Here is a 17,267-nt window from a genome sequence, read left to right as displayed (position 1 = left end):
GGGCGGTGCGCGGGGCCGCCGCCGCGCTCACCGCGCTCGCCTTGGGCCACACCCTGTGGGGCGGGATCGGCGAGCCCCTCACCGCCCTCGCCTTCGGCACGCTGATCGCCGTCGGGGAGCTGGCCCGCCGCGACCACCGGGACGCCGCCGGGCACCTGCCCGCCGAGGACCGTCAGCCCGCCCCGCTCGGCTCCGCCGGAGCCCTCGCCTACGCCCTGCTCGGCCAGAACGCCGGGCACTCCACCCACCACGGGGTCCTCCAGACCGTCGCCGTCGTCGTCGCGGCCGCGCTCGTCGGGATCGTCCCGCACGTGGCCCGCGGCCGGGGCCCCGCCCTGGACCACCTGGCCCGCCGCGTCCTCACCGTCGCCTTCGCCGCCGTCTGTTTCCAGCCCCTCTACAACTCCGGACGACTGGAGCACAGCGTCGGCCAAGGCCCCTACCTCGTCCTGTTCCTGCTGTTCCTGCTCGGCCTCACCGCCCTGTGCGACGCCGTCCTCGCCGCCGCGACGGCCGGGGCGCGCACCGGGTGGCCGTACGGCCCGCTGCTGCGCGACGAGCTGCGCGCGCAGCTCGGCGTCGGCGCCGCGATCTGCGCCACCGGGGTGGTCATGGCCCTCGGGGTGGCCGTGGCGGGCCTGTGGGCCCTGCCCGTCTTCAGCGTGCCGCTCCTGCTGACCCAGATGTCCTTCCACCGGATCGCCGCCATCCGCACCACCTACCGCCAGACCATCACCTCCCTCGCCCGCGCCACCGAGATCGCCGGCTACACCCCGCCGGGGCACTCCCGCCGGGTCGCCGCCCTGAGCTGCGCCGTCGGCCGGGACCTGGGCCTGTCGGAGCGGGAGCTCACGGTGCTGGAGTACGCCGCGCTGATGCACGACATCGGGCAGCTCTCCCTGGTGGACCCGGTCCCGGCGGGGGCCACCGCGGAGCTGCCCGCGGCCGAGGCCCGCCGGATCGCCGAGCTGGGCGGGGAGGTGGCCCGCCAGACCGGGGTGCCGGCCGAGGTCGCGGTGATCGTCGAACGGCAGGCGGACCCGTACCGGGAGCAGCCCGTGGCCGCGCGCATCGTGCGTGCGGTCAACGCGTACGACGACCTGGCGGGCGGCGGTCGTCACCCGGGCGGCTCACTGGCCGCCCTGGAGCGGCTGCGCCTGGGCACCGGCCGGGACTACGAGCCGGAGGTCGTGGAGTCCCTGGCGAGGGTTCTGGCCAGGGGCGGACGTGGCAGAGTCGTACCCGCCCCGCCTGGGTAACCCATGGGTAATGAGCGGCCGTCCGAGCGGGCATGGTTGGATGCAGTAGGAGTGTCCGTGAGGGTGTCCGCAAGGCTGCACCGTTGGACCGGCAGGCGGGAATCGTGAGGATCTTCGGGAAGGTACGGCATCGGCCCTCCGCTTCGTGGCGGCAGGCCACCGACCGCGCGTTCACGCTGATCGGAGACGGTCGGTACGAGGACGCGGGTGCGCTCCTGACCAGAGCCGCGGACCTGGAGCCCTGGCTCTCGGAGTCCTGGTTCAATCTGGCGCTGTTGCACAAGTTCCGCCACGACTGGGAGCAGGCGCGGGCCGCCGGGCTGCGCGCCGTGGCCCTGCTGGACCGCGAGGGCGGCGCCCCGGACTGGTGGAACGTCGGCATCGCGGCCACCGCGCTACAGGACTGGCCGCTGGCCCGGCGGGCCTGGCAGGCGTACGGGCTGAAGGTGCCCGGTGACCCGCACAGCAGCGCGGGCACGGGCGAACCGGTGGGCATGGAGCTGGGCAGCGCCGCCGTCCGGCTGTCCCCCGAGGGGGAGGCCGAGGTCGTGTGGGGCCGCAGGCTGGACCCGGCCCGCATGGAGGTCCTGTCGATCCCGCTGCCCTCCTCGGGGCGGCGCTGGGGCGAGGTCGTGCTGCACGACGGGGTCCCGCACGGCGAGCGGATCACCGCGGCCGGCCCCTCGTACCCGGTCTTCGACGAGATCGAGCTGTGGGCGCCCTCCCCGGTGCCGACCTGGGTGGTGCTGCTGGAGGCGGCCACCGAGGCCGACCGCAACGCCCTGGAGCAGCTGGCCTCCGACGCGGGCTTCGCCGCCGAGGACTGGTCGTCCTCGGTGCGGCTGCTGTGCCGGACCTGCTCGGAGAGCCCCATGCCGAGCGGCGAGGGCGAGGACCACCTCGACCCGCACGACCACAGCGAGCCGGGTCACCCCGGGCCGCTGGGCCACCGTACGAACGGCTCCGGGCCCCTGTGGGTGCCCGAGCGGGAGTGCGGGATCGCGGCGCCGGCCGGTCTGGTGCGCGGACTGCTCGACGGATGGGTCGCGGACAGCCCGGACAGCAGGGAGTGGCGGGATCTGGAGGAAGTCTGCTGAGCCCGGGCCGTAGGCTGTACCGGCACATCGGTGGACTTACGGAAGGCGTACGGCGGACATGGCGCAGCAGGAGAACCAGGTGGTCCCGGTCGACGACGAGGGTTACGTCGTGGACACCGAGGGCTGTGAGGCGCGCGAGCTCGCCCACCGCGAGCGCGGCACGTCCCGCCCGATCACGGTCGTCGGCAACCCGGTGCTGCATCGGGAGTGCAAGGACGTCACGGAGTTCGGCGCGGAGCTCGCGCAGCTGATCGACGACATGTTCGCCAGCCAGAAGACCGCCGAGGGCGTCGGCCTGGCCGCGAACCAGATCGGCGTGGACGCCAAGGTCTTCGTCTACGACTGCCCGGACGACGACGGCAACCGCCACACCGGTGTGGTGATCAACCCCAAGCTCGTCGAGCAGCCCGCCGGCTCGCGGCTGCTGGACGAGTCCAACGAGGGCTGCCTGTCGGTCCCGACCGCCTACGCCGCGCTGGCCCGCCCCGACTTCGCCGAGGTGACCGGCCAGGACGCGCAGGGCAACCCGATCAAGGTCCGGGGCACCGGCTACTTCGCGCGCTGCCTCCAGCACGAGACGGACCACCTGTACGGGTACCTGTACATCGACCGCCTCTCCAAGCGCGACCGCAAGGACGCGCTGCGGCAGATGGAGGAGAACACCCCGCGCTACGAGATCGTCCCCAACGACTGATCCCGCCCGCCCCCCCGCACCAGACGAGGGCCCCGCTCCGGAATACGGAGCGGGGCCCTCGTGCGTTCAGGCCGCAGCCCTGGGGCCGCGGAAGGTGCGGCGGAAGGTGTTCGGGGTGGTGTCGAGGGTGCGCAGGAAGTGGTGGCGCAGGGCGGCCGCGGTTCCGAAGCCGCTCTGGCCGGCGATGGCGTCCACGGTGTCATCGGTGGTCTCCAGCAACTCCTGCGCGAGCAGCACGCGTTGGCGCAGCAGCCACTGGTACGGGGTGGTGCCGGTCTCCTGCTGGAAGCGGCGGGCGAAGGTGCGCGGGGACATGTGCGCGCGCTCCGCGAGCTGCTCGACGGTGATCTCCTGCGCGAGGTGGCGCGCCATCCAGCCGATCACCCCGCCGACCGTGTCGCAGGCGGTGCGGGGCAGCGGCCGCCGCACGAACTGCGCCTGGCCCCCGTCGCGGTGGGGCGGTACGACCATCCGCCGCGCGATGGTGTTGGCCACCTCGGCCCCGTGCTCCCGGCGGACCACGTGCAGGCAGGCGTCGATGCCGGAGGCGGTGCCGGCCGAGGTGACCACCTGGCCCTCGTCGACGTAGAGCACGTCCGGGTCGACCAGCGCCTCGGGGTAGCGGCGGGCGAGGGCCGGGGCGTGCATCCAGTGGGTGGTGCAGCGCCGCCCGTCCAGCAGTCCGGCGGCGCCCAGGATGAAGGCCCCGCTGCACACGCTGAGCACCCCGGCGCCCCGGTCCACCGCACGGCGCAGGGCGTCGAGGAAGGGCTCGGGGTACTCCCGTACGGGCGCCTGACGGTCGGCGGGCAGGCAGATCAGGTCGGCCTCTTCGAGGCGCTCCAGGCCGTGCGCGGGCGCGAGGGCGAGGCCCACGTCGGCCATGGTGATCGGGCCTTCCTCGACCGCGCACACGGCGAAGTCGTACACCGGCAGTCCCTGTTCGCCGCGGTCGAGCCCGAAGACCTCGCAGAAGATCCCGAACTCGAAGGGCGCCACTCCGTCGACGAGGGCCACGGCCACGTTCTTCAGCATGGAGCCAGTGTGGCAGTAATTCGCTCTTTCATGACAGTCCTGCCACTGTTCGATCTTCGCCGCCGGCGCGATCGTGGACACATGAGCACATTCCTCGACTACCTCACCGTCCTCGCCCTCGCCGCGCTCCTGCTCGCCCCCGCCCTGTACGGAGCCCTCCGGGAGCGCCGGATCGACCGGCAGCTGCGCGCCGCCGCGCCCCGGGCGCCGCGTCCGCGCACGGCGGAGCGCCCCCGCCCGGAGCCTCGGTCACCCAAGGCGTTCCCCCGTGGGCGGGGGCGCTCCCGTTCCGCGATCGGGACCTAGAAGTCCTCGTCCAGGTCGACCGTGCCCTCGACCGCGACCTGGTAGGCCGACGGGCGACGCTCGAAGAAGTTCGTCAGCTCCTGGACGCCCTGGAGCTCCATGAACGAGAACGGGTTCTGCGAACCGTAGACGGGCGGGAACCCGAGGCGGACCAGACGCTGGTCGGCGACGCACTCCAGGTACTCGCGCATCGACTCGGTGTTCATGCCCGGCAGGCCCTCGCCGCACAGGTCGCGACCGAACTGCAGCTCCGCCTCCACGGCTTCCTTCAGCATGTCGACCACCTGCCGGTGAAGCTCGTCGTCGAAGAGCTCCGGCTCCTCCTTGCGGACGGTGTCCACGACCTCGAAGGCGAAGTTCATGTGCATCGTCTCGTCGCGGAACACCCAGTTGGTGCCCGTCGCCAGGCCGTGCAGCAGGCCGCGGGAGCGGAACCAGTACACGTACGCGAAGGCGCCGTAGAAGAACAGGCCCTCGATGCAGGCCGCGAAGCAGATCAGGTTCAGCAGGAAGCGACGGCGGTCCGCCTGCGTCTCCAACCGGTCCAGCTTCTCGACCTCGTTGATCCACTTGAAGCAGAACTGGGCCTTCTCGCGGATCGAGGGGATCTCCTCGACCGCGTCGAAGGCGGACGCGCGGTCGGCCGGATCGGGCAGGTAGGTGTCGAGCAGCGTCAGATAGAACTGGACGTGCACGGCCTCCTCGAACAGCTGGCGCGACAGGTACAGGCGCGCCTCCGGGGAGTTGATGTGCTTGTAGAGCGTCAGCACCAGGTTGTTCGAGACGATCGAGTCGCCCGTCGCGAAGAACGCGACCAGCCGGCCGATCATGTGCTGCTCGCCGGGGGTGAGCTTGGCGAGGTCGGCGACGTCCGAGTGGAGGTCGACCTCCTCGACGGTCCAGGTGTTCTTGATCGCGTCCCGGTAGCGCTCGTAGAAGTCCGGGTAGCGCATCGGACGCAGGGTCAGCTCGAAGCCCGGGTCCAGCAGGTTCTTGGTGTGGTCGGAACTCATTACTGGCAGGCCTCGCAGGACTCGGGGTTTTCGAGGGAGCAGGCCAGCGCGTCGGCGTCGACGGCCTGCGGGAGGGGAGCGGCGGTCGCCGGGACGGCGCTGCCGGAGGCGGCGCGGGCGATCTTCGTCGCCGGGCGGGACCGCAGGTAGTACGTGGTCTTCAGACCCTGCTTCCAGGCGTACGCGTACATCGAGGAGAGCTTCCCGATGGTCGGCGTCTCCAGGAACAGGTTGAGCGACTGCGACTGGTCGAGGAACGGCGTACGGGCCGCCGCCATGTCGATCAGGCCGCGCTGCGGGAGCTCCCACGCCGTGCGGTACAGCTCGCGCACCTCCGCCGGGATCCAGCCGAAGCCCTGGACCGAGCCGCTGGCCTCGCGCAGCGCCTCGCGGGTCTGCGCGTCCCACACGCCCAGGCGCTTGAGCTCCTGCACCAGGTAGCCGTTGACCTGGAGGAACTCCCCGCTCAGGGTCTCGCGCTTGAAGAGGTTGGAGACCTGCGGCTCGATGCACTCGTACACGCCCGCGATGGAGGCGATGGTCGCCGTCGGGGCGATGGCGAGGAGCAGCGAGTTGCGCATGCCGCTCCGGGCGACGCGGGCGCGCAGCGCGTCCCAGCGCTCCGGCCAGTTCAGCTCGACGTCGTAGTGGTCGGGGTGCAGGACGCCGCGCGCGGTGCGGGTCTGCTCCCACGCGGGGAGCGGGCCGCTGCGCTCGGCCAGGTCGCACGAGGCCTCGTACGCCGCGAGCATGATGCGCTCGGAGAGCTTCGTCGAAAGGGCCTTCGCCTCGGCGGAGTCGAAGGGCAGCTTCAGCTGGAAGAAGACGTCCTGCAGACCCATCGCGCCCAGGCCCACCGGACGCCAACGGGCGTTGGAGCGGCCCGCCTGCTCGGTCGGGTAGAAGTTGATGTCCACGACGCGGTCGAGGAAGGTCACGGCGGTGCGGACGGTCTCGTCCAGCCGCTCCCAGTCGATCTCCCCGTTCAGGACGAAGGCGCCGAGGTTGACCGAGCCGAGGTTGCAGACGGCCGTCTCGCCGTCGTTGGTGACCTCGATGATCTCGGTGCAGAGGTTGGAGGAGTGCACGACCGTGCCCGGCTCGGCGGTCTGGTTCGCCGTGCGGTTGGAGGCGTCCTTGAAGGTCATCCAGCCCTGGCCGGTCTGCGCGAGGGTGCGCATCATCCGGCCGTACAGGTCGCGGGCGGGCATGGTCTTGCGGGCCAGGCCGCCGGCCTCGGCCTTGCGGTAGGCGGCGTCGAACTCGTCGCCCCACAGGTCGACCAGCTCGGGGACGTCGGCCGGGGAGAACAGGGACCACTGGCCGTCGGCGTTCACGCGGCGCATGAACTCGTCGGGCACCCAGTGGGCGAGGTTCAGGTTGTGCGTGCGGCGCTGGTCCTCGCCGGTGTTGTCGCGCAGCTCCAGGAACTCCTCGATGTCCGCGTGCCAGGTCTCCAGGTAGACGGCGGCGGCGCCCTTGCGACGGCCGCCCTGGTTCACGGCGGCGACGGAGGCGTCGAGGGTCTTCAGGAACGGCACGATGCCGTTGGAGTGGCCGTTGGTGCCGCGGATCAGCGAACCGCGGGCGCGGATGCGGGAGTACGACAGGCCGATGCCGCCGGCGTGCTTGGACAGGCGCGCGACCTGGTGGTAGCGGTCGTAGATCGAGTCCAGCTCGTCCAGCGGGGAGTCCAGCAGGTAGCAGGAGGACATCTGCGGGTGGCGGGTGCCGGAGTTGAAGAGCGTGGGGGAGGACGGCAGGTAGTCGAGGCGGCTCATCAGCCGGTAGAGCGAGGCCACTTCCTCGACGGCCTGGACCGTCTCGTTCTCGGCGAGGCCGCAGGCCACGCGCAGCATGAAGTACTGCGGGGTCTCGATCACCTGGCGGGTGAGGGGGTGGCGCAGCAGGTAGCGGCTGTGCAGGGTGCGCAGGCCGAAGAAGCCGAAGCGGTCGTCGGCGCCCTCGGCGAGCGCGTGCTCGACCAGGGCGTTCAGCCGGTTGGCGTGCAGGGCGACGAACGCGGCGGTGCGGTCGGCGATCAGGCCCTCGCGGTGGCCGACGGCGACCGACTCGGCGAAGGAGGTCGAACCCTGGCCCGCGGCCTCGTCGGCCACGGCCAGCGTGAGCAGGCGGGCGGCGAGGCGGGAGTACGCCGGGTCCTCGGAGATCAGCCCCGCGGCGGCCTCGGTGGCGAGCCCCCGCAGTTCGGCCTCGTCCGCGACGGCACTGCGACCGCGCAGGGCGGAGGCGGCGACCCGACCCGGGTCGGTGTCGGGGAGGTCGGCCGTCAGCTCGGTGAGGGTGCGCAGGAGCGCGGCCCCGGGACCTTCAGCTGTGGGCTGGTCGGACTCGGCGCGCGGTGCGGCAGGCGCGATGGTCACGGGGGGAGCTCTCCCTCACTCGGCCCGGTCATCGGCGGGGCGGGGCGCGAGCGGGCGCATGCGGGCGTGGCAGGTACGCGTACACCACCGCATGGCGTCCACCGGCCCAACCGCGAGGCCCGGACGTGTCGGCACCCGGTTCGGTCGAGCCGGGCGCGCTGTCGGCAGGCCTTCGGACTTGGGGGTACGGCAAAAGCCGTACTCCATACCGTTGCGGGACAGTTCCGGATTCGCACCGGATTCCCCTGCGGCGACAGCAGCCTTGAGCATACATGTGGGGGCGCCCTTGCGTGGTAGCCCCCACATGTAGTGTCGGCCCTCGCTCAGCGTGTCCTCACAGCTCCATGCGGTACGTGAGCAGGGTCAGGCCCGGGACGGGCGCCCAGTCCCGTTCCGGGGTGCGGACGAAGCCGAGTCTCTCGTAGATCCGCTGGGCTCCGGTCATGCCGCGCTGGGTCGAGAGGACCAGGTGCGTGACCCCCTCCAGACCCCGCGCGCGGGCCGCGCAGGCGCGCACCAGGGCCTCGCCGGCGCCGCGCCCACGGGCCTCGCGGGCGACGGCCAGCATCCGGAACTCGGCTTCTCCGGGGCCCGCGATGTCGGCCAAAGGGCTACCGGGCGGGGCGAAGGTCACACCGCCCAGCAGGGCGTCGGAGTCGGCGTCGGTGTGGGAGTCGGTGTCGGAGGGGGCGACGGCCACCAGCACCTCGCCGTCGGCCGCGCGGGCGGCCACGTCGCGCAGGACGCCCGCGTAGAACGCCGCGTCGGAGTCCAGCAGTCCGTCGCCCACGTACGCCTGTGCGGTGATCTCGCCCAGCTCTTCGTATTCGGCCGGCCGTGCCGCCCTGATCGCGATGTCCATGGCCCGAGTGTGCAACAGGGCCCCGCCGGAGTGCGGCGGGGCCCTGTACGGGCGGTTCAGCGGGCTGTCGGCGGGTGGTTCGCAGGCCGCCGGGGCCGGTCGATCAGCAGCAGCGGAAGCCCTCGCGGGGGTCCGCCTCGCGGGCGTCGGTGCGGGCCCGTTCGAAGGCGCGCCGGGTCGGAACCTCGGCCCCGGGGTCGTGCGCGCGGGTGTGCGCGACGTGGCGGTCGTACGCCGCCTCGCCCGAGAACTCCCGTACGAAGTACCGCGCCTTCGCCAGCGCCGCGCGCACCCGGCGCGGAATGCCCGCCGAGGCCGACGCGGATGCGGATGCCCCGCCCCCGCTCACGCGACGGGTTCCTTCACCCGGCCGCCGCCCGCGTCCAGGCCGGCCGCGGTGAGCTCGGCCTTCTCCTCGGCGGTCGCGACCAGTCCGGCCGGGGCGATGATCCGGGACTCGCTCCACGGGACCTCGGAGAGCTTCACCGAGGCGGGGTCGGAGATCGCCTTGAAGCAGGTCCGGGCCGCGTCCAGGAGCACGATCACGATCAGGACGGCGAACAGCACCGACAGGGCCCCGTCCACGGTGGCGTTGGTGACCACGGTGTGCATCTCGTCCAGGTTCTTGGCGGGCGGCAGCACCTTCCCGGCGTCGATGCCGGTCTGGTACTTGTCGCGCTGCGCGAAGAAGCCGACCTTCACGTCCTCGGAGAAGATCTTCTGGTAGCTGGCGGTCAGGGTGACGGCCACGTCCCAGGCGAGCGGAACACCCGTGATCCAGGCCCACTTCAGGCGCCCCGACTTGACCAGCAGGGTGGTGCAGACGGCCAGGGCCACCGCCGCGAGCAGCTGGTTCGCGATGCCGAACAGCGGGAAGAGCTGGTTGATGCCGCCCAGCGGGTCCTTCACGCCGACCCACAGGAAGTAGCCCCAGCCGCCGACGACGACCGCGCTGGCGAGCCAGACGCCCGGCTTCCAGCTGATGTCCTTGAAGGACTTGTGGACGTTGCCGAGCGTGTCCTGGAGCATGAACCGCCCCACACGGGTGCCCGCGTCCACGGTGGTCAGGATGAACAGGGCCTCGAACATGATGGCGAAGTGGTACCAGAACGCCTTCATGCCGGCGCCGCCGATCACGGAGGAGAAGATCTCCGACATCCCGAGCGCGAAGGTCGGCGCACCACCCGTACGGGAGAGCAGGCTCGCCTCCTCCACGTCCTTCGCGGCCTGGGCGAGGGCCTCCGGGCTGATGGCGAAGCCGAAGTGGCCGACCGCGGCGGAGGCGGTCTGCACGGTGGTGCCGACGACCCCGGCGGGGGAGTTCACGGCGAAGTACAGGCCGGGCTCGATGATGCTCGCCGCTATCACGGCCATGACGGCGACGAAGGACTCGGTGAGCATCGCGCCGTAGCCGATGACCTTCACCTGGGTCTCCTTCTGGATCATCTTCGGGGTGGTGCCCGAGGAGACCAGGGAATGGAAGCCGGACAGCGCCCCGCAGGCGATGGTGATGAAGACGAACGGGAACATCGAGCCGGCGAAGACCGGGCCGTCCCCGCGCGCGGCGAAGTCCGTGACGGCGGGCATCTTGAGGGTCGGCATCGCGATGACCACGCCGACCGCCATGAGCGCGATCGTGCCGACCTTCATGAAGGTGGACAGGTAGTCGCGCGGCGCGAGCAGCAGCCAGACCGGCAGCACCGAGGCGATGAACCCGTACGCGATCATCCAGACGACCAGCGTCTCCTTCTCCAGGGTGAAGGTGTCGGCCCAGGAGGACTCCGCGACCCAGCCGCCCGCGACGATGGCGAGCAGCAGCAGCGCGACGCCGATGACGGAGACCTCGGTGACCCGGCCCGGCCGCAGCACGCGCAGGTACACGCCCATGAAGAGGGCGATCGGGATGGTCATGCCGATGGAGAAAACGCCCCAGGGCGAGTGGGCCAGGGCGTTGACGATGACGAGTGCCAGCACCGCCAGCAAGATGATCATGATGGCGAACACGGCGACGAGTGCGGCGGCTCCCCCGACGGGGCCGATCTCGTCACGGGCCATCTGCCCCAGGGAGCGTCCGTCGCGCCGCGTGGAGAAGAACAGCGTGACCATGTCCTGGACGGCGCCGGCGAAGATGACGCCCGCGACGATCCAGATGGTGCCCGGCAGGTAGCCCATCTGCGCGGCGAGCACGGGGCCGACGAGCGGGCCGGCGCCGGCGACGGCGGCGAAGTGGTGGCCGAAGAGCACGCGTCGGTCGGTGGGGTGGAAGTCGACACCGTTGTCGAGGCGTTCGGCGGGGGTGGCGCGGGTCTTGTCCAGCTTGAGCACGCGGTTCGCGATGAGACGCGCGTAGAAGCGGTAGCCGATGGCGTACGAGCCCAGCGCGGCGGCGAGCAGCCAGGCGGCGGAGATCTCCTCGCCCCGGGAGAGCGCGATGACGCCCCAGCCGATCGCCCCGACGAGGGCGACACCCACCCATATGACGGCGGAGCGAGCCGCGATGCCGCCCGACGGGGAGGGCGAGTCCGGCGTGACGCCTGGACTCGCCGTGTCCCTTTCTGTCCGTGTTGCTTCCGGTTCCGGCATCATCGTCGTCCCCTCGTTGATCAGCTGCGGGCGCAGGGAATCTACGGGGGCACGACCGGTGGACGTAAGCCCCCGTCCGTATAGCGGTACGAGGGTCCAACGCCGGCCGAAGCGGAGTCAACCGTTCTCTACGGAGCGGGTCGTTGGAGCCTGGCCACGAACTTGTAACGGTCGCCGCGGTACACCGAACGCACCCATTCGACCGGTTCGCCGTCCGCGTCCAGCGAGTGGCGCGAAAGCATCAGCATCGGCAGGCCGACGTCCGTGCCGAGCAGTCCGGCCTCGCGCGGGGTGGCCAGGGAGGTCTCGATGGTCTCCTCGGCCTCCGCGAGCCGTACGTCGTACACCTCGGCGAGGGCGGTGTAGAGGGAGGTGTACTTGACCAGCGAACGGCGCAGCGCGGGGAAGCGCTTGGCCGAAAGGTGCGTGGTCTCGATGGCCATGGGTTCACCGCTGGCCAGGCGCAGTCGCTCGATGCGCAGGACCCGCCCACCGGTGGTGATCTTGAGCAGTCCGGCGAGGGTGTCGTCGGCCGTCACGTAGCCGATGTCCAGGAGCTGGGAGGTCGGCTCCAGCCCCTGCGCCCTCATGTCCTCCGTGTACGAGGAGAGTTGGAGTGGCTGGGAAACCTTCGGCTTGGCGACGAAGGTGCCCTTGCCCTGGATGCGTTCCAGCCGGCCTTCGACGACCAGCTCCTGAAGAGCCTGCCGGACCGTGGTCCGGGAGGTGTCGAATTCGGCCGCGAGCGTGCGCTCCGGCGGCACCGGGGTGCCGGGGGGGAGCGTTTCGGTCATATCGAGCAAGTGCCGCTTGAGTCGGTAGTACTTGGGCACGCGCGCCGTGCGAGTGACCGCCCCGCCTTCCGGCTCCGTGGTCGCCCCTTCGGTGGCCATCGCCGCCCGCCTTCCCGACTCCAGTTTCGCTGCCGTCACCGGCTCCTCCGATATGTGCGGTCACATCGTGACACGGGCGGGAGGACAGGCCTCCTCCCTCCCCCAGGTGTCGGTCCGATAACGGACCGATCACCCGCTCATTAGACCCTTGACACCCCTAAAGGTCTAGGCCAAGCTCCGGGTACTGGTCTAAACCAATATGGATCGGATCCCGGCCCCACGGGCAGTACTTGGTACGTCACCGCGGTGGGCGAGGGAAGTTGCAGGCAGCATCCCTGAGGAGGGTGGCGTGAAGCGCAAGCTCATCGCGGCGGTCGGAGTCGCGGGCATGGTTATCGGCCTCGCGGCGTGTGGCGGCAGCTCTGACGACAAGGGCAAGTCCGAGTCGTCGGGCACCGCGGCCAAGGAGATCACCGTCTGGGTGATGGACGGTTCCGCGCCGAAGGCCTGGATCGACGAAGTCAACAAGGAGTTCTCGGCCAAGCACCCCGGTGTCACGGTCAAGGTCGAAGAGCAGAAGTGGACCGGCATCCAGGAGAAGGTCACCACGGCCCTCTCCGAGAACACCCCGCCGGACGTCCTTGAGCTCGGCAACACCCAGACGGTCGGTTACGCGGTCACCGGCGGTCTCGCCGACCTGTCGGGCGACAAGGCGACGCTCGGCGCGGACGCCTGGTCCAAGGGCATGACCTCCTCCGCCCAGGTCGACGGCAAGCTCTACGCCGCCCCCTGGTACGCCGCCAACCGCGTCGTCATCTACGACAAGAAGGCCTACGAGAAGGCCGGCATCACCGCGCCGAAGACCCGCGACGAGTGGGTGGCCGGCCTGGAGAAGCTGAAGGCCTCCGACCCGGCCTCGCAGCCGATCTACCTGCCCGGCCAGAGCTGGTACATCCTCGCCGGCTTCGTCTGGGACGAGGGCGGCGACCTCGCCGTCAAGGACGGCGCCAAGTGGAAGGGCCAGCTGGCCACTCCGCAGGCCGCCTCGGCGATCGACTTCTACAAGAAGCTCCAGTCGTTCTCCACGGCCCCCAAGGACAAGGACGAGGCCACCCCGCAGCAGTCCACCGACATCGTTCCCAAGGGCGGCGTCTCGTCCTGGATCGGTCTCGGCTGGGAGGCCCAGGGCGCGCTGAAGGCCCTGAAGGACGCGGGCAAGGAAGGCGACTTCGGTTACTTCCCGATCCCGGGCAAGACCGCCGACAAGCCGGGCTCCGTCTTCCTCGGTGGCTCGAACCTCGCCGTGGCCGAGCGTTCCAAGAACAAGGACCTCGCCAAGGAGTGGCTGGCCCTCGCCGCCGGCAAGGACCAAATGACCAAGTACGCCGCCGCCACCGAGGGCGCGCTGCTCCCGAACCAGGCCGCGTCGAACTTCGCCGCCGCCCCGGGCTCCTTCGCCGAGGCCATGGCCAAGGCCTCCGTCTCCGGCAAGATCACCCCGGTCACCGCGGGTTGGGCGAACGTCGAGACCGAGCCGAACCCCATCAAGGAGTTCATGACCAAGGTCCTGAAGGGTGAGGACGCCGCCAAGGCGGGCGCGGACGCGGACAAGGAAATCGCGAACCGCATCAACAAGTAGTCCCACCCCGCGGCAACCGCCGCACCCGCAGCACCCGCAGGATCCAGCAGTGTGAACGCACCGGGGGGTGCGGCAGGCGCCCCGCAGCGCCCGCCGCGCCCCCGGTCGCGCATTTGACTCCACAGTCAACCGCGAGGAAGCCCAGACATGACCGTGCACTCCCAGGGAGCGGCGACGAGCGCTCCACAGGACGCACCACTGAAGTCCGCCGGACGGCCGAAGGCGCCCACCCCCCAGACGGATCCCGGTCATCCGTCTCCTCGCGGCCGCAGGAAGGCGCTCCTCCCCTCGGGGTGGGCGCCGTACCTGCTGACAGCCCCCGCGGTGCTCAGCCTCCTGACCCTGCTGCTGTACCCGCTGATCAAGAACGTGATCCTGTCCTTCCAGGACATCAACCGGATCGAGTTCGTCCAGCGGAAGTACCCGTTCGCGGGACTGGACAACTACACCCAGCTGATCGGCGACACCAAGTTCTGGACCGTCGTCGTCCGCAGCTTCGGCTTCACCCTCGCCAACGTCGCGCTGATCATGGTGATCGGCAGCCTCATCGGCATCCTGCTCAACCGTCTCGGCAAGTGGATGCGCCTGGTCCTGTCGATGGCACTCGTCATGGCCTGGGCCATGCCGATCGTCGCCTCCGTCCAGGTCTTCCAGTGGCTGTTCGACGAGCAGTTCGGCGTGATGAACTGGATCATGCGGTGCGCCGGCTTCTCCGGCTACGACCAGCACAACTGGTTCGAGACCGGCTTCTCCACCCTGGTGATCATCACGATCCTGGTGGTCTGGGGCTCCATCCCCTTCGTCGCCCTCAACATGTACGCGGGCCTGACCACGGTCGGCGCCGAACTGTACGAGGCCGCCCGGATGGACGGCGCCAACGGCTGGCAGACCTTCTGGAAGATCGTCTTCCCGCAGCTGAAGCCCTTCTTCCTCATCACCACGTTCCTTGAGGTGATCTGGGTCTTCAAGGCCTTCACCCAGGTCTACGCGATGAACAAGGGCGGCCCCGACCGCGCCTCCGAGATCCTCCCGGTCTTCGCCTACGTCGAGGGCCAGAGCCAGTTCCACTACGGCCTGGCCGCCGCGATCTCCGTCCTGACGATCCTGATCCTCGTCGTCGTCATGTCCTTCTACTTCCGTCTGATCCTGAAGCAGGAGGACGAGCAGTGAGCACCACCACCGCCCCGAAGCCGGCGCAGTCGGCACCGCCGCAGAAGCCCGCCCAGCGGCTGCGCACCCGCCGGCCGCTGCGCCCGGGAGTCGTCGCCAAGAACGTGGGCGCCCTCCTGCTGGCCCTCGTCTTCGTCTTCCCCGTCTACTGGATGTTCTCCTCGGCGCTCAAGCCCGCCGGCGAGATCCTCACCAAGGACCCGGTCTTCTTCTTCACGCCGACGCTGAAGAACTTCGACAAGGCCACCGGGGTCGACAACTTCTGGACCTACGTCACCAACAGCCTCGTCGTCACCATCGCGGCCGTCCTGCTGGCCCTGCTCGTCGCCCTCGCCGCGAGCTTCGCCATCGCCCGCATGAAGTTCAAGGGCCGCAAGGGTCTCGTCCTCGCCGTGATGATGGCCCAGATGGCCCCCTGGGAGGTCATGGTCATCGCGATGTACATGATCGTCCGCGACGCTGAGATGCTGAACAACCTCGCCGTCCTGACCGCGATCTACTTCGTGATGGTCCTCCCCTTCACCATCTGGACCCTGCGCGGCTTCATCGCCGCCGTCCCGGTGACCCTGGAGGAGGCCGCCCAGATCGACGGCTGCACCCGCGGCCAGGCCTTCCGCAAGGTGATCTTCCCCCTGCTGGCGCCCGGCCTGATGTCCACCTCGCTCTTCGGGTTCATCACCGCCTGGAACGAGTTCGCGATGGTCCTGATCCTGAGCAAGGAGAAGACCGCGCAGACCCTCCCGCTCTGGCTCACCCAGTTCAAGACCGCCTTCGGCAACGACTGGGGCGCCACCATGGCCGCTTCCTCGCTCTTCGCGGTCCCGGTGCTCCTGATCTTCATCTTCCTCCAGCGCAAGGCCGTCGGAGGCATGACCTCCGGCGCCGTGAAGGGATAACGGCCCATGACTGTCCTTGCGCACCGAACGGACACCGTCACCCGCGACGCGCTCGCGGTCCTCCAGCCCGGCTTCGAGGGCACCACCGCCCCCGCCTGGGTGCTGCGCCTGATGGGCGAAGGCCTCGCCTCGGTCGGCCTCTTCGGCCGCAACATCGTCTCCGCCGAGCAGCTCTCCGCGCTCACCGCCGAACTGCGCCGCGAACGGGACGACGTACTCGTCGCCATCGACGAGGAGGGCGGCGACGTCACCCGCCTGGAGGTGCGCGACGGTTCCTCCTTCCCCGGCAACCTCGCGCTGGGCGCCGTCGACGACACCGGCCTCACCCGCGACGTGGCCCGCGAGCTGGGCCGCCGCCTCGCCGAGTGCGGGGTCAACCTCAACTGGGCGCCGTCCGCCGACGTTAACTCCAACCCGGACAACCCCGTCATCGGGGTGCGCTCCTTCGGCGCCGACACCCACCTCGCCGCCCGGCACACGGCCGCGTACGTCGAGGGCCTCCAGTCCTCCGGCGTCGCCGCCTGCACCAAGCACTTCCCGGGCCACGGCGACACCAACGTCGACTCGCACCACGCGATGCCCCGCATCGACGTGGACCTGGACGTCCTCCAGGCCCGCGAGTTGATCCCCTTCAAGGCGGCCATCGAGGCCGGCACCAAGGCCGTCATGAGCGCCCACATCCTGGTGCCCGCCCTCGACCCGACCCGCCCGGCCACCCTCAGCCCGCAGATCCTGACCGGCCTGCTGCGCAAGGAACTGGGCTACGAGGGACTCATCGTCACCGACGGCATGGAGATGAACGCCATCGCCGGGACGTACGGCATCGAGCGCGGCTCGGTGTTGGCCATCGCGGCCGGCGCCGACGCCATCTGCGTGGGCGGGGGACTGGCCGACGAGGCCACCGTGCTCAGCCTGCGCGACGCCCTGGTGGCCGCCGTCCGCGAGGGCACCCTCCCGCAGGAGCGGCTCGCCGACGCCGCCGCCCGGGTCCGCGCCCTCGCCGAGTGGACCCGCCGGACCCGCACCGACGCGCGGCAGGAGGGGAGCGGCGCGTCGGGCATCGGCCTGACCGCCGCCCGCCGCGCGCTGGTCATCTCGGGGACGGCGGCCCCGGTCGCGGCGCCCTACGTGGCCACGCTCGCCCCCGTCGCGAACATCGCGGTCGGCGACGAGACCCCGTGGGGCGTCGCCGCCGAGCTGGCCGAACTGGTGGAGGGGACCGCGTCGGGCGTCTACCCGCAGGGCTCCACCGCCGGTGACGTCCTGGCGGCCGCGGGGGAGCGGACCGTCGTCGCCGTGGTCCGCGACGAGCACCGCCACCCGTGGATGACCGAGGTCCTGGACGCGCTGGTCGCGGCCCGCCCGGACACGGTGGTCGTGGAGATGGGCCTCCCGCGCGGCACCCCGCGCGGGGCCCTGTACGTGGCCACGCACGGCGCCGCCCGCGTCTGCGGCCGCGCCGCCGCCGAGGTCATCGCGGGGCGCTAGGCCGACGG

General features: G+C 70.9%; 15 protein-coding genes and 1 riboswitch. Of the genes, 8 read left to right on the top strand and 7 right to left on the bottom strand.

Annotated elements, in window-relative coordinates:
* Nucleotides 1-5 precede the first annotated feature (5 nt).
* From ACIOD1_RS01435 to def, 3 genes are all read left to right on the top strand, one after another.
* Nucleotides 6-1,259 carry an HD-GYP domain-containing protein gene (locus ACIOD1_RS01435; protein ID WP_401900420.1) on the top strand — a complete coding sequence of 418 codons (1,254 nt, stop codon included), beginning with the start codon at nucleotides 6-8 and terminating at the stop codon, nucleotides 1,257-1,259.
* Nucleotides 1,260-1,363: 104 nt separating this feature from the next.
* Nucleotides 1,364-2,356 carry a hypothetical protein gene (locus ACIOD1_RS01430; RefSeq protein ID WP_365617575.1) on the top strand — a complete coding sequence of 331 codons (993 nt, stop codon included), beginning with the start codon at nucleotides 1,364-1,366 and terminating at the stop codon, nucleotides 2,354-2,356.
* Between the two features lie 58 nt (nucleotides 2,357-2,414).
* Nucleotides 2,415-3,050 (top strand): peptide deformylase, encoded by a 636-nt coding sequence (def, locus tag ACIOD1_RS01425; protein ID WP_365617573.1) that lies wholly within the window; start codon nucleotides 2,415-2,417, stop codon nucleotides 3,048-3,050.
* 66 nt (nucleotides 3,051-3,116) lie between these two features.
* On the opposite strand, the gene ACIOD1_RS01420 is transcribed toward def, so the two are convergent.
* Nucleotides 3,117-4,085: a helix-turn-helix domain-containing protein gene (locus tag ACIOD1_RS01420; RefSeq protein WP_365617571.1), complete on the bottom strand. Its 969-nt coding sequence runs from the start codon at nucleotides 4,083-4,085 to the stop codon at nucleotides 3,117-3,119.
* Nucleotides 4,086-4,166: 81 nt separating this feature from the next.
* On the opposite strand from ACIOD1_RS01420, the gene ACIOD1_RS01415 reads away from it, so the two are divergent.
* Nucleotides 4,167-4,391, top strand: a complete 225-nt coding sequence (locus ACIOD1_RS01415; protein ID WP_365617569.1) for a hypothetical protein — start codon at nucleotides 4,167-4,169, stop codon at nucleotides 4,389-4,391.
* Here ACIOD1_RS01415 and ACIOD1_RS01410 read toward each other — a convergent pair.
* The 6 genes from ACIOD1_RS01410 to ACIOD1_RS01385 form a co-directional block, all read right to left on the bottom strand.
* Nucleotides 4,388-5,404 (bottom strand): ribonucleotide-diphosphate reductase subunit beta, encoded by a 1,017-nt coding sequence (locus ACIOD1_RS01410; protein ID WP_365617567.1) that lies wholly within the window; start codon nucleotides 5,402-5,404, stop codon nucleotides 4,388-4,390. The genes ACIOD1_RS01415 and ACIOD1_RS01410 overlap by 4 nt on opposite strands.
* The gene (locus ACIOD1_RS01405; protein WP_365617565.1) at nucleotides 5,404-7,788 is read right to left on the bottom strand and encodes a ribonucleoside-diphosphate reductase subunit alpha; all 2,385 of its coding nucleotides are present in this window, start codon (nucleotides 7,786-7,788) and stop codon (nucleotides 5,404-5,406) included. Before ACIOD1_RS01405 ends, ACIOD1_RS01410 begins: the two co-directional genes overlap by 1 nt.
* 145 nt (nucleotides 7,789-7,933) lie before the next feature.
* Nucleotides 7,934-8,068: riboswitch (cobalamin riboswitch) on the bottom strand.
* 54 nt (nucleotides 8,069-8,122) lie between these two features.
* A complete protein-coding gene (locus ACIOD1_RS01400) occupies nucleotides 8,123-8,650 on the bottom strand; it encodes a GNAT family N-acetyltransferase (protein ID WP_365617563.1) in 528 nt (175 codons plus the stop codon).
* 103 nt (nucleotides 8,651-8,753) lie between these two features.
* Nucleotides 8,754-8,954 (bottom strand): YbdD/YjiX family protein, encoded by a 201-nt coding sequence (locus ACIOD1_RS01395; protein WP_365618027.1) that lies wholly within the window; start codon nucleotides 8,952-8,954, stop codon nucleotides 8,754-8,756.
* Nucleotides 8,955-8,995: 41 nt separating this feature from the next.
* Nucleotides 8,996-11,233, bottom strand: coding sequence for a carbon starvation CstA family protein (locus ACIOD1_RS01390; RefSeq protein WP_401900416.1), 2,238 nt, complete (start codon nucleotides 11,231-11,233; stop codon nucleotides 8,996-8,998).
* 128 nt (nucleotides 11,234-11,361) lie between these two features.
* Nucleotides 11,362-12,126 carry a GntR family transcriptional regulator gene (locus ACIOD1_RS01385; RefSeq protein WP_365618023.1) on the bottom strand — a complete coding sequence of 255 codons (765 nt, stop codon included), beginning with the start codon at nucleotides 12,124-12,126 and terminating at the stop codon, nucleotides 11,362-11,364.
* Nucleotides 12,127-12,415: 289 nt separating this feature from the next.
* Between ACIOD1_RS01385 and ACIOD1_RS01380 the strand changes: the two genes are divergently transcribed.
* From ACIOD1_RS01380 to ACIOD1_RS01365, 4 genes are all read left to right on the top strand, one after another.
* The gene (locus ACIOD1_RS01380; protein WP_365617561.1) at nucleotides 12,416-13,705 is read left to right on the top strand and encodes an extracellular solute-binding protein; all 1,290 of its coding nucleotides are present in this window, start codon (nucleotides 12,416-12,418) and stop codon (nucleotides 13,703-13,705) included.
* A gap of 147 nt (nucleotides 13,706-13,852) precedes the next feature.
* Nucleotides 13,853-14,875, top strand: coding sequence for a sugar ABC transporter permease (locus tag ACIOD1_RS01375; protein ID WP_365617559.1), 1,023 nt, complete (start codon nucleotides 13,853-13,855; stop codon nucleotides 14,873-14,875).
* A 59-nt stretch (nucleotides 14,876-14,934) separates the two neighbouring features.
* On the top strand, nucleotides 14,935-15,771 hold the full coding sequence (locus tag ACIOD1_RS01370) for a carbohydrate ABC transporter permease (protein ID WP_365618022.1): 837 nt from the start codon (nucleotides 14,935-14,937) through the stop codon (nucleotides 15,769-15,771).
* Nucleotides 15,772-15,777: 6 nt separating this feature from the next.
* A complete protein-coding gene (locus ACIOD1_RS01365) occupies nucleotides 15,778-17,259 on the top strand; it encodes a glycoside hydrolase family 3 protein (protein ID WP_401899522.1) in 1,482 nt (493 codons plus the stop codon).
* Nucleotides 17,260-17,267: the final 8 nt, after the last annotated feature.

The organism is Streptomyces sp. NPDC088097, from assembly GCF_044741845.1.
Classification (GTDB): domain Bacteria; phylum Actinomycetota; class Actinomycetes; order Streptomycetales; family Streptomycetaceae; genus Streptomyces.
This window is presented reverse-complemented; position numbering and strand designations above follow the sequence as displayed.

Coding starts and splice junctions, on each gene's coding strand:
- ACIOD1_RS01400 (WP_365617563.1), bottom strand. CDS start 8,650: ATGGACATCGCGATCAGGGCGGCACGGCCGGCCGAATACGAAGAGCTG.
- ACIOD1_RS01415 (WP_365617569.1), top strand. CDS start 4,167: ATGAGCACATTCCTCGACTACCTCACCGTCCTCGCCCTCGCCGCGCTC.
- ACIOD1_RS01420 (WP_365617571.1), bottom strand. CDS start 4,085: ATGCTGAAGAACGTGGCCGTGGCCCTCGTCGACGGAGTGGCGCCCTTC.
- ACIOD1_RS01375 (WP_365617559.1), top strand. CDS start 13,853: ATGACCGTGCACTCCCAGGGAGCGGCGACGAGCGCTCCACAGGACGCA.
- ACIOD1_RS01385 (WP_365618023.1), bottom strand. CDS start 12,126: ATGGCCACCGAAGGGGCGACCACGGAGCCGGAAGGCGGGGCGGTCACT.
- ACIOD1_RS01410 (WP_365617567.1), bottom strand. CDS start 5,404: ATGAGTTCCGACCACACCAAGAACCTGCTGGACCCGGGCTTCGAGCTG.
- ACIOD1_RS01365 (WP_401899522.1), top strand. CDS start 15,778: ATGACTGTCCTTGCGCACCGAACGGACACCGTCACCCGCGACGCGCTC.
- def (WP_365617573.1), top strand. CDS start 2,415: ATGGCGCAGCAGGAGAACCAGGTGGTCCCGGTCGACGACGAGGGTTAC.
- ACIOD1_RS01390 (WP_401900416.1), bottom strand. CDS start 11,233: ATGCCGGAACCGGAAGCAACACGGACAGAAAGGGACACGGCGAGTCCA.